This is a genomic window from Mesorhizobium sp. M1E.F.Ca.ET.063.01.1.1 (genome assembly GCF_003998155.1).
In the GTDB taxonomy this organism is placed as follows: Bacteria; Pseudomonadota; Alphaproteobacteria; order Rhizobiales; family Rhizobiaceae; genus Mesorhizobium.
Window position 1 is genome coordinate 1 of sequence record NZ_RZSC01000124.1, and the last position, 11,448, is coordinate 11,448.

The following is an 11,448-nucleotide window of genomic DNA, read 5'->3' on the forward strand; positions in this document are numbered from 1 at the left end:
CATCTGGACCTTCGGCGCGGTTGCCGTAACGACGTGGCTTCTTGTCATGCTGGTCCTGGCAATGGCGCTTTTCCGACGCCACTTGGCGGAGACGTCGCGATCACCGCTGCAGATCGATTCTCATCAAGAACGCCGGCTGATCCGTGCTGTCGGAAGCGCCACGGCTTTGACAGTGGTGGTTCTCATTGCGTTGACGATAGGAAGCTTTTTTGCTGGCAAGTCGATCGCTTCGCTGAGCGGAAGCGAGACGGTCACCGTCCGTGTCACAGGTCATCAATGGTGGTGGGAGATACGCTATCCCAAAACCGATTCGTCGCAGGCGATCGTCACGGCGAATGAGATCCATGTTCCGGTCGGCGAGTCCGTGAAGGTCAAACTCGATTCGCTGGATGTCATTCACAGCTTCTGGGTTCCAAGCCTTGCAGGAAAAAGGGACCTCATTCCGGGCCGGCCGAGCGAACTGACCTTCATCGCCGACAAGCCCGGCATATATCGCGGTCAGTGCGCCGAGTTCTGCGGCTACCAGCATGCCCATATGGCGATCACTGTTGTCGCGGAAAGCCGCGAAGCGTTTGACGCCTGGCGATCCAGGCAAGACACCGACGCGGCCATGCCCACCGCCGATGAAGAACGCCGCGGCCAGGCGGCTTTTCTCGGGACTGGCTGCGCGCTCTGCCATGCGATCAGGGGCACACCTGCCAGTGGGACGGTCGGACCTGACCTGACCCACGTGGCTGGCCGCCGCTCACTAGCCGCCGATACGCTTGCCATGACGCCGGGCGCCCTTGCTGCGTGGATTGCCGATCCTCAATCGATAAAGCCTGGCGCGAAGATGCCGCGCATTGCCCTTAGCGCCGACGATCTCAACGCGGTTGCTACCTATCTTGGAAGCCTTGAATGAGTGGCATTGGGGAAAAGAAGGCAGAGCGAATACTGGAAGTGGGGCCGCAAGGCATTCGCGACACCGGCCTCGACGAGGCGAGGCTGCGCGCTTTTCTCGCACATGCCTGGCAGACACCAAAAGGGCTGTATGGCTGGCTGGCCACGGTCGATCATAAGCTGATCGGCCGGCGCTACGTCGTGACGGCTTTCTTGTTTCTCATTCTTGCGGGTCTGTCAGCACTCGCCATGCGCTTTCAGCTCGCTGCGCCCGAGGCTGGCCGTATAAGCCCAGACTTCTACAATCAGCTCTTCACCATGCATGGCACGACGATGATGTTTCTGTTCGCCGTGCCGGTAATGGAGGCGTTCGCCGTCTACCTGGTACCGCTGATGATTGGCACGCGCAACGTGGCCTTCCCCCGCCTCAATGCCTTTAGCTACTGGATCTACGTTTCAGGCGGGATGATGATTTGGATAGCATTCGCCTTCAATACAGGCGCAGATGCCGGCTGGTTTTCCTACGTTCCGCTCGCCGGACCGGACTATGGCATTGGCAAGCGCCCGGACTTCTGGGCGCAGATGGTGACCTACACGGAAGTATCGGCTCTGGCGGTTGCCGTCGAGATCATTGCGACGGTATTCAAACAGCGCGCCCCCGGCATGACCCTCGACCGCATTCCGCTCTATGTCTGGTCGGTGCTGGTCACAGCCTTTGTCATACTATTCGCCATGCCGGCCGTAATGGTCTCGAGCACAATGTTGATCCTCGACCGGCTTGTCGGCACCAAGTTCTTCGATTCAGCCGCGGGGGGCGATGTGCTGCTCTGGCAGCATCTGTTCTGGTTCTTCGGTCACCCCGAAGTTTATATCATATTTATTCCAGCGACCGGCTTTGTCTCGGCGATTCTGCCCACCTTCGTCCGTCGCCCCGTCTTCGGCTATCTCGGGATTGTGTTGTCGTTGATTGCAATCGGCTTCCTCTCTTTTGGACTGTGGGTGCATCACATGTTCGCCACCGGTCTGCCGCAGCTTGGCGAAAGCTTCTTCACCGCCTCCTCGATGATGATCGCCATCCCGAGCGGCATCCAGATATTCTGCTGGATTGCGACGATCTGGGGTGGCAAGCCCATCTTTGCCACACCGCTGCTTTTCGTGCTCGGCTTCATCTTCACCTTCGTCATCGGCGGCCTGACGGGAGTCATGGTCGCCTCGGTGCCGCTCGACCTGCAGGTGCACGACACCTATTTTGTGGTCGCGCACTTCCATTATGTGCTTGTCGGCGGCGCTGTCTTTCCCCTTCTCGGCGCCGTCTACTACTGGTTTCCCAAGGTCACCGGCCGCTTGCTTTCGGAGCGGCTCGGCCACTGGAATTTCTGGTTTGTATTCGTCGGCTTCAACCTCACCTTCTTCCCGATGCACATCCTCGGGCTGCAGGGCATGCCGCGCCGTGTCTACACCTATCCGCTGGAAAGCGGCTGGGGCAGCGTGAACCTCTTCATCAGTCTTTCATCAATGGTTCTGTTCGCCGGCTTCGCGCTCTTCTTTCTGAACATGCTGCTCAGCCTTCGGAGCGGCCGCCTCGCCGGCGACAATCCGTGGGGTGCGAGCACGCTCGAATGGGCTGCGACGTCACCGCCGCCGTCCTATAATTTTGCGCACTTGCCGGTGGTGACTCATCGCGATCCACTTTGGGCAGAGCCCGACACACTCCCAGTTATCGAGGGTTTGCGTGTCGATACGCGCGAAGTGGTCGGCGGCACGGTTGCGGACGCTGTGCCGCAATTGCGCGTGCCATCGGCTGATAATTCGATCTGGCCTCTGCTCTCAGCGATCGCCGTAGGCGGTACATTCTTCGCCTCAATCTACACCCCATGGGCTGTGGTGTGGGGTGCGATACCGGTCTCATTCGGCTTCATCTGCTGGTTCTGGCCGAAGGACGAACCGGAGGACGTGGAATGAAAAAACGCCCTATCGTCGATGTCAGCCACCTCCCCACATATGACTTCGGCGCGGCGAGCCCGATGTGGTGGGGAACACTCGCCTTCATTGCCCTTGAAGCGGCCGGTTTCGCTCTGGCGATTGGTACCTATTTCTACCTGGCTGTCCTGGCCCGGCACTGGCCGATTGCGGCACCCGCACCTGATCTTGCACCGGGCACGGCAATATTGATTATTCTGCTCGTTAGCATTGTCCCCAATCATATAGTCGACCGCTGGGCTAGACAGCACGACCTTCAAAAGGTCCGCGCCGGCATGGTCGTAATGACGATCGTAGGGATTCTTCCCCTGATCGTGCGTATCTGGGAATTTCCCGCGCTTCACATCTCGTGGGACCAGAACGCCTACGGTTCGATCGTTTGGTTCCTCCTCTCGCTGCACACATCACATCTTCTCACCGACGTCGGAGACACGATCGTACTCGCTGTCCTGATGTTCACGCAAAAGGGCAAGGCCGGCCGCCGCCTCAGCGACGTGTCGGACAATGTGTTCTACTGGGACTTCGTAGTCGCCTCGTGGATGGTGCTCTATCTCGTCATCTATTGGACGCCGAGGATGTGATATGCAGGCGATCCGCAATGGCATTTCCTGGGCTGGCTTTGCCAGCGGGCCAACCGCTTGGGCAGTGTCGCTGCAGCTCGACTATGCGATTGCCGACTGGCAGTGCCATGCCGGCTTTCGTCCCACGGCACTGTTCTCGCTGTTGGCTGCCGCCGCCGCATTGGCAGGAACCCTGCTGTCCTGGCGCGCGCTCCGCCACGCCAGCTACGGCACAAGCCCGCCTCTGCAGGCGCGCGCGAGGCGCTTTCTCGCCAGAGCCTCGGTCGGCATCGGAGCGCTGTTTGCACTCGCCATGCTCGCGCAAATGGCGGCCGGGCTGATCTTCAGTGGGTGCGAACTGTGAGTGTGCCGGGATGCCTGCGGCGGCCGATCTGCTGCCAACGGCAGTCGCACTGGCCCGCGCGAGGGCCGGAAACCGTGGGCACCGGCCTGAGCCCGCGCTGCCCTATGCTGTGCGGCGGGCTCCTCTGCTCCAGTTCTGCCCTGCTTCAGGCTTTCGCAGCCACCGTCCTCCGGCTCATCGCTGCCAGCCTGGCATTGTTGGCCCTTTGCGGCGAACTGTCAGCAAATGAAATCCTGAGGGGTGAATATCTTGCACGAGCCGCCGACTGCGTCGGGTGTCACACCTCCAACCCAAGTCGACTGTTCGCCGGCGGCTATCGTGTGCCGACGCCCTTCGGCGATGTCTATTCTACCAACATCACGCCGGACCATGACACAGGCATTGGACGCTATTCCGAAGACGAATTCGTGCGAGCCGTCCGGGAAGGCGTAAGGCGGGACGGGACCAATCTTTATCCGGCCATGCCGTACGACAGCTTCGCCAGGATGAGCCGCGAGGAGGTGCTCGCGATCAGGACCTATCTCCTTGCGCAAACGCCGATCATTCAGCCACGACCGCGAAATACCCTGCCGTTCCCATTCAACCAGCGCTGGGCGCTCGGGCTGTGGAAACTCGCGAACTACCGTCCCGGCAGCTTCACGCTGGATCGAAGTCGATCCGAGGCCTGGAACCGGGGGGCCTATCTGGTAGATGTGCTCGGCCACTGCGGTGCCTGCCACACGCCGAGGAATGTGACATTCGGCGAGGATGACGATCACAAGCTCGCCGGCGGTGCCGCGGGCATCTGGCAGGCCTTTAACATCACCGGCGATAAGACGGCGGGCATCGGCGGCTGGAGCGACGATGAGCTATTTCGCTTTCTCAAGACAGGCGCCGCGGCTGGAAAGGCTTATGCCAGCGGTCCAATGGCGGAAACGGTGATGAACAGCCTGCAACATCTTTCGGATGACGACATCCGCGCCATCGTCGCCTATCTCAGGGACGTCCCTCCCCGATCCGGAGCCGAGCAGCAGCCCCGTTTCTCATGGAGTGGGACGATTACGGCCAGCGCTGCCGAACCGAGCAACGCGGCGCAAGCCAGCACCAACACGGCGGGCCATCTTTACGGATCCCTGTGTTCGGGTTGCCATGGATTTGATGGCAGCGGGTCGCCTGACTCTTCCTATGTCACGCTGACCCACAACAGCACTCTCGGCGCGGCTACTCCTGAGAATGTCGTCATGGCGATCCTAACCGGAGTCAAGGCGGGCGACGTAGCAGGTCGCAAATCAATGGCGGCCTTCGCGGATTGGCTGGATGACGGCCAGGTGGCAAGCCTTGCCAATTATGTGACCGCCCGTTTCGGAAATCCGGAACTCAGTGTCACGGCAGCCGACGTGCACCAGATGCGGGCAGGCTCGACAACGGAACAGACGATCATCCTGCTGGCGGCCCAGGTACTGGTGATCATCGGTGCCGGTTTATCGCTCGGCTTGCTCCTTCTGATAGCAGCCCGTCTTCGACTTGTACCACGTCTTTCCTATTTCACGTCCGCGCATAGAGATACGCCGTGATGTCGCGCGCCTCCTGGGGCGAAAGGTTGGTGTTCGGCATGGCCGTCTTCGGATCGACATCCCGCGCCCTGCTGATCCAACGCATCATCGCATCGGAAGAGGTCCGACCCCCATGCCCGCCGATATAAGCTCTTTCAGCAACGCCCTGCAGGGACGGGCCGACGCTCCCATGAGCGCCGGGCACACCGGGAATTTCATGGCATCCGCCGCAACCATTGCGGATCATTGCCGGAATGGCGCGCTCGGCATCGCCGCCGACTTGCTGCACGACGGCGGCCTCATGCGAGCTGTTGCTGCGGATGGTCCCTGTCGTGCCGACTAGTACAACAGCGACACCTGCCGTTACCCACGCCGTCCACCAGAACGTTGACGAATGTGGCCGCCGATCAGCAGTGGTCGGCCGCGTCGCTGGTTTCCGCCTCTTCGCCATTGTTGTCGCCTTCATTCTGAGCACGTGCGATGCAATTTCGCCCAAGCCAGATGGCGCGTGCGCCAAACGGCTAAGCAAAACTGACACTCGGCAGCATTGTTCCGGAACGGTTCGACAACGGCAAAAAATAGGGTCGCCAGACCCAATTCAGCGCGTTGTGAAAGCACGCATTGTCAGCCTCATTTCCTTGATTGTTGGACCTTGCCCCGCGCTGGCTTGGTACGAAGCGCCGGTCGCGCCATTTGGAACAGCCGCTGTTGCCCCGCGTTGTTCCGGAGCTTATCGCCCAAACTGTCAGGAGCGCCTCGATGGGACTTTTCACGAAAGACATCAAGACGATGGACGATCTGTTTCTGCATGTGCTGCAGGACACCTACTATGCTGAGGAGCAGATCCTGAAAGCGCTGCCCAACATGGTCCAGAAAGCGACAAACCGCGACCTGACTGCAGCTTTCAAGAGCCACCTCGAAGAGACCGAGAGACACGTTCAACGTCTCGAACAAGCTTTCGAGTTGATCGGGGAATCGCCGAAGGGAACCGCTTGCCCAGCGATCGACGGCATCATCAAGGAGGCGAAGGAGATCGCGGGAGACGTTGCCGAGAAGAAGGTGCTCGATGCCGCGCTCATCATCGCAGCACAAGCCGTCGAGCACTATGAGATCAGCCGATATGGAACGCTCATCGCCTGGGCGGAACAAACCGGCAAAGATGCGGTCGCGAAGCTTTTGGCCACAACTCTGACCGAGGAAAAAGCGGCCGACAAGAAGCTCACCACGATCGCCCAGCGGAAAGTCAATCAGAAAGCTGCTCGCTGAGCATCAGGGGATCGAAAGTTAGAGCATGAACGCGCATGGCGAACAGACCCGGTCTCTCTGGATGAAGGTGGAGGTCGATCCCGCCGCTCCAAGTTTCTCAGGGACGCAGCGTTGCGACACGGTAATCATAGGATCCGGAATTGCAGGACTGTCCGTGGCCTACGAACTGAGCGCCCTGGGCGAGACTGTTGTCCTGATTGATCGCGGCCCCATTGCCGCCGGCATGACGTCGCGAACGACAGCGCATCTCGCGCCGATTTGCGACGACGGGCTGGGTGCACTGATCAATATTCGCGGTGAGGAGATGGCTCGACTGTTCCAGCAGAGCCAGGAAGCGGCGGTCGCCCGTCTTGAGGAGATCGCCGGCGAGCTGGGCATCGATTGTAACTTCCGCCGGCTGGATGCCTTCCTGTTTCCGGCGATGGGTATTCGGCCGAAAACCGCCCTCAATCAGCGCCAGGAGGAGTTCGATGCCGCGCGAAAGATAGGTGCAGCTGCTAAACTCGTGACCGGTGTGCCGCTCAAAGGCTTCGAAGAGGCGCCCGTTCTTCGTTATCCGAACCAGGCTACCTTCCACCCGCTGCGGTATCTTCGAGGACTTGCCGCGGCTATACGCGAGAGGGGCGGTCTTATCTTTGCCAACAGCACCGTGGTGGCGCTTGAGGAACTGGCGGAAGGCGGGGTGCGCGTCTCCACTGAGAACGGCGGATCGATCGCGGCATCACACGCCGTCGTTGCCACCAATTCGCCGATCAACAATCGTTTTCGCCTGCACACTAAGATGTCGCCATACCGAACGTATGCGATGGCCTTCACTCTGCCTCATGGCGATCTTCCAGATGCGCTCTTCTGGGACACTGGCGATCCCTATCACTACGTCCGGATAAACCCAGGCCCCGGCTCGGTGGACTATCTCATTGTAGGTGGCGCCGACCACAAATCGGGCGAAGCTGACGACGGCGACATCCGGTTCGAAGCGATCGAGGCATGGATACGCTCGCTGGTGCCAACTTTGGGCAAAGAGGTAACGCGATGGTCTGGACAAGTTCTCGACACGATCGATTATTGCGCCTTCATCGGTCTCAACCCCGGCAGCACATCGGTCTATGTCGTCACTGGCGACTCCGGACAAGGCATCACGCATGGCGCGCTTGCCGGACTTCTTTTGAAGGATCTGATCCTCGGCGAATCCAATCCCTGGAGCGAAGTTTACGAACCTTCACGCAAAACGCCTTCCGGCCTGGTCAATTATGTTCGAGAAAACGCCTCGGCGGTGACAAATCTCGCCGGGTACCTGCTGCCTGGCGAATTGAAGTCGCTCGATGAGCTCTCTCATGGTCAAGGTGGAATTTTGCGGGATGGAATGCGCAAGATCGCCGCTTGTCGCGACATGGCCGGTAACGTTCACCTACATGCCGCCGGGTGCACGCACGCGGGGTGCGAAGTCGCCTGGAACTCGACAGAGCAGTGCTGGGACTGCTCCTGCCATGGATCACATTTCGGCCCGGATGGGGCTGTTCTGAACGGCCCCGCTGTGCTTCCGCTGCAGCGGATCGACTCTCCGATGCGGGAGTAGTCTGGATTTCGATCTGTGACAGCGCGCTCTAATAGGCGGTTCGCCAACCCCGCGCCTGTCCTTCCTGACGACGCTGGCTGATCGAGGATACTAAATCGACAGCGGTTGAAGGCAGCTGAAAAATTTGGTTCCTGGAATATTTCCGACAAATAGATCTCGAGCTGGGCGGGGCCCGAAGGCTTGGTCGATCTCTCAATTAAATGCCCACCCCGGCGGGGTGACCGGGGCGGGCTGGACCGGGCTCACCCAATCCGCACCGCGCCTTTCGCGGGGGGTGGAGAGACTGCGCGCCGTGCTTCAACAGGAACATCAGCAGCGTCTAAATGTTCCCTCGCTATGTCAGGAACTCCGGGCCGGTGCCGCCGTTAGTCCCTATGCAGTCAAAGGAGGTCCGTACCATGGATTGGAACCGCGTCGAAGGAAACTGGAAGCAGGTCAAGGGCAAGGTCAAGGAACAGTGGGGCAAGCTCACCGACGACGACCTCGACCGCATCGCCGGCAAGCGCGACCAGCTCGAAGGCAAGATTCAGGAACGCTACGGCATCGAGAAGGACCGCGTCCGCCGCGATATCGATGACTGGTACGCCCGCCAAGGTTGGTAGCGCTTCACGCACTATTCGTTCGCAGTCGTTCCGGGGTGATGCCGTTCTGCGGGCAAAGTAAGCCGCCTCGGAGGTCGCGTCGCAGGTAGGCCGCTTTTATGGCGGACAGGGCAAGAACATGCCTGCAGGGACCCTCGCCATGCATGGGAAATGCACCTCGCACGCGCTCAAATACCCATCGACGGCTATCGATCTCTGCCGCCAGGCGGGCGGCATACTGACCTGGCAAATCGGAACACGTCGGCTGCCGAGTGGTTTACTCTCATGCCGTCGACCCTGACACGCAAAATAGAGTACGATCCGGACAGTCGGATACTCTCGGTGTGGTTCGTGCCAGGGACTCTACGAGTTTGAGGACGTCCCGCCAGAGACCTTTGCCGCGTTGCGATCGGCCTTCGGCAGGGCCGCTACTTCAACAGTCAGATCAGCAACCGTTCCGGTATCGCCGAAGCGATTCCTAATGATGGCGACCGTCTATTTCTAACCGATAGTGCACGGGCCTGTCGTGCCACATCACTTGGCTGAGATCCTGCATATCGACCGGCTGCCCACAGATCGGACTCAGGTAAAAATAATCGGCTTCGTTCTCAAGCGGGCCGCCATTGCGCCTGCCGGTGATCATTGGGCCTTGATCAGAAAGCTTTGTCACCGTGCGCCTAGCGCCTTGGCTTCCCGCTCCAGCACCTCCCGGTCATTGCCGTGCTCTTTGATGAGTTTCCGGACTTCAGGAATTGTGAGCCCGAACTTGCTGGCGAGATACCCCACCTCGTATTCCTCGTCACCTGCGACGCGGTCGCGGTCACGAAAATCTCGCTTGGTTTTGTCGTCGTCCGTCATGGTTGCTCCTCCTGGTTAGAAGGAACAGCGAACGAGACAGAACGTTCCGTTCGCTTTTTACGAATAGCTAATGGAACGCTTATGGATCTGCGATATTGAATCAAATTCGAGTTGCGTGGGGTTCCGATGTGTAAGCCTGCCGGCGGCGCCCGGCTGTCCTTCATTCGTCCGATGGAGCCCGAGCTGGTTGAACAGCCGCCCAGGGGCGACGAATGGAGCCACGAGGTTAAATTCGACGGCTATCGCACCCAAATGGTCAAGGATGCCAGCGGCATCCGGCTCTACACCAAGACCGGCATAGACTGGACGTTGAAATATCGGCCGCTTGCTGAGGAGGCCAGTGCACTCGATGCGGAAAGCTTCATCATCGAGGGTGAAGTGATCGTCACCAATGAGGCCGGACTGTCCGCCTTCCACGCGCTGCGGTCGGCCATCACCAGACGACCGCAAGACCTCTATCTAGTCGCGTTCGATCTTCTCTACCTCAACGGCCACGATCTGCGCGATATGGCGCTGCAGGATCGGCGCGAAGTCCTCCAAGCCCTGATCCCTGCCGCCGGCCATGTTCAATTCAGCGAGGCCCTGCCGGGCGCCGGCGATGCCGTCTACCACCTGGCTTGCGAAGCGGGCCTGGAAGGCATCGTCTCGAAACGGCTGGACAGCGTCTACCGCAGCGGTTCGACGATGAACTGGCGCAAGATCAAGTGCTACGTCGAGAAGGAGATGGATATCATCGGCGTGAAGCGCGAGACGGGGAAGCCGGCGATGGTGCTTGTGGCCGACAACGGCCGCTATATGGGCGGCGCGTTCGTCACGTTCAAAGCGGACAAACGGCAGGCCCTATGGGACCGCGTGAAGGTCAAGACCGGCGCGCCGCCGCCGAAGGGCTTGACTAAGGAAAAGGCCGAATGGCTCAAGCCCGGCCTAAGGCTTGTGGGGATTCATCGAGAGTTAATGACGGCGGCGGCGAGATAGATCATTGCCGCGAAGCTGTTGTCGGTTTTGTCGGCACGCAAGGCGATGCGCTTGAATTCCTTGAGCTTGCAAAAGAAGTTCTCGATGAGGTGTCGCCACGTGTAGAGTTGGCGGTCGAGTGGCAAGGGCCTTGCGCGCCTCGGGTGCTGGGAGATGACAATCTTGGCGCCACGTTCGTTGAGATCGGCAACGATGGCATCACTGTCGAAGGCCTTGTCGGCGATCAGCCCGCCGAAATCTACGCCTTGCAGAAGCGGCTCGACGCCGACCGTGTCGAAGCGGTGCCCCGGCATCAGATGGAAGCGCACAAGGTTGCCGAGTGCATCGGTCAGCGCGAGGATCTTGGTGGTCATGCCGCCTTTGGAGCGGCCTATGGCCTGGCTCTGAGTCCCCCTTTTGCGCCCTGTCCGTGGCGGTGGACCTTGACGATGGTGGCGTCGATCATGGCGTATTCCATATCCGGCTCGTCCGAGCAGGCTTCGAAGAGCTTCACGAATACATCGGCCTTGCGCCAGTCGCTGAAACGACGAAACGCTGTGCTCCAGTTCCCGAAATGGGCAGGCAGATCGCGCCACGGGCTGCCCGTGCGCGCAATCCACAGAACTGCCTCGATGAACAGTCGGTTGTCATTGCCACTGCGTCCGGGATCGCTGGCTTTACCCAGACAATGCGGCTCCATCTTCGCCCATTGGGCGTCAGTCAATACGAATCGGTCCATCAAAAGCTTGAATCACATCGCCAAGCTTTGGTGAATCTGGAGGCTTCTGTGAGGTCCGTTGGCTCGACGGAGCCGCTTGGCACGACGTCGGACCTCATTGCAAGCCGGATTGAACGGAGCCGCGGGTCGGTCTGGCGCTATGGGGATTGTAGCCCTGCG

General features: G+C 60.0%; 13 protein-coding genes. 9 read left to right on the forward strand and 4 right to left on the reverse strand.

Going from position 1 to position 11,448, the window contains the following annotated elements; genetic code table 11:
* The 5 genes from coxB to EOA29_RS12155 all read left to right on the forward strand — a co-directional run.
* On the forward strand, positions 1–901 hold a 901-nt coding region (gene coxB / locus EOA29_RS12135), incomplete at its 5' end, for a cytochrome c oxidase subunit II (RefSeq protein WP_127220942.1).
* Positions 898–2,841: a cytochrome c oxidase subunit I gene (gene ctaD / locus EOA29_RS12140; protein ID WP_126090120.1), complete on the forward strand. Its 1,944-nt coding sequence runs from the start codon at positions 898–900 to the stop codon at positions 2,839–2,841. The genes coxB and ctaD, both read left to right, overlap by 4 nt.
* Complete coding sequence (locus tag EOA29_RS12145) at positions 2,838–3,440, forward strand: cytochrome C oxidase subunit III (protein WP_126090121.1); 603 nt, start codon at positions 2,838–2,840, stop codon at positions 3,438–3,440. Before ctaD ends, EOA29_RS12145 begins: the two co-directional genes overlap by 4 nt.
* Position 3,441: 1 nt before the next feature.
* Entirely contained in the window at positions 3,442–3,783 is a 342-nt protein-coding gene (locus tag EOA29_RS12150) for a hypothetical protein (protein WP_127220943.1), read from the forward strand.
* A 74-nt stretch (positions 3,784–3,857) separates the two neighbouring features.
* Positions 3,858–5,336: a cytochrome c gene (locus EOA29_RS12155; RefSeq protein WP_189434371.1), complete on the forward strand. Its 1,479-nt coding sequence runs from the start codon at positions 3,858–3,860 to the stop codon at positions 5,334–5,336.
* Here the strand turns inward: EOA29_RS12155 and EOA29_RS12160 are convergent.
* On the reverse strand, positions 5,308–5,811 hold the full coding sequence (locus EOA29_RS12160) for a c-type cytochrome (RefSeq protein WP_245464809.1): 504 nt from the start codon (positions 5,809–5,811) through the stop codon (positions 5,308–5,310). The genes EOA29_RS12155 and EOA29_RS12160 overlap by 29 nt on opposite strands.
* 263 nt (positions 5,812–6,074) lie before the next feature.
* Between EOA29_RS12160 and EOA29_RS12165 the strand changes: the two genes are divergently transcribed.
* The 3 genes from EOA29_RS12165 (at position 6,075) to EOA29_RS12175 (ending at position 8,759) form a co-directional block, all read left to right on the forward strand.
* A complete protein-coding gene (locus EOA29_RS12165) occupies positions 6,075–6,581 on the forward strand; it encodes a ferritin-like domain-containing protein (protein ID WP_127220944.1) in 507 nt (168 codons plus the stop codon).
* 25 nt (positions 6,582–6,606) lie between these two features.
* Positions 6,607–8,157 carry an FAD-dependent oxidoreductase gene (locus tag EOA29_RS12170; RefSeq protein ID WP_126090122.1) on the forward strand — a complete coding sequence of 517 codons (1,551 nt, stop codon included), beginning with the start codon at positions 6,607–6,609 and terminating at the stop codon, positions 8,155–8,157.
* 398 nt (positions 8,158–8,555) lie between these two features.
* Positions 8,556–8,759, forward strand: coding sequence for a CsbD family protein (locus EOA29_RS12175; protein WP_126090123.1), 204 nt, complete (start codon positions 8,556–8,558; stop codon positions 8,757–8,759).
* A 457-nt stretch (positions 8,760–9,216) separates the two neighbouring features.
* Here EOA29_RS12175 and EOA29_RS12185 read toward each other — a convergent pair whose 3' ends face one another.
* Together EOA29_RS12185 and EOA29_RS12190 are read right to left on the reverse strand one after the other, a co-directional pair.
* Positions 9,217–9,381, reverse strand: coding sequence for a hypothetical protein (locus EOA29_RS12185; protein WP_245468460.1), 165 nt, complete (start codon positions 9,379–9,381; stop codon positions 9,217–9,219).
* A gap of 23 nt (positions 9,382–9,404) precedes the next feature.
* A complete protein-coding gene (locus tag EOA29_RS12190; RefSeq protein ID WP_126090125.1) occupies positions 9,405–9,596 on the reverse strand; it encodes a DUF3606 domain-containing protein in 192 nt (63 codons plus the stop codon).
* A 171-nt stretch (positions 9,597–9,767) separates the two neighbouring features.
* Here EOA29_RS12190 and EOA29_RS12195 point away from each other — a divergent pair, with 171 nt between their 5' ends.
* Positions 9,768–10,571 (forward strand): RNA ligase family protein, encoded by an 804-nt coding sequence (locus EOA29_RS12195; RefSeq protein ID WP_245468461.1) that lies wholly within the window; start codon positions 9,768–9,770, stop codon positions 10,569–10,571.
* Here the strand turns inward: EOA29_RS12195 and EOA29_RS12200 are convergent.
* Positions 10,538–11,289, reverse strand: a protein-coding gene (locus tag EOA29_RS12200) for an IS5 family transposase (RefSeq protein ID WP_126094994.1) whose coding sequence is annotated in 2 segments (ribosomal slippage) — positions 10,538–10,959 and positions 10,959–11,289 — 753 coding nt in all. Because the reading frame shifts where the segments join, the coding sequence is not laid out codon by codon here. The two genes, EOA29_RS12195 and EOA29_RS12200, sit on opposite strands and share 34 nt — an antisense overlap.
* Between the last annotated feature and the right edge of the window lie 159 nt (positions 11,290–11,448).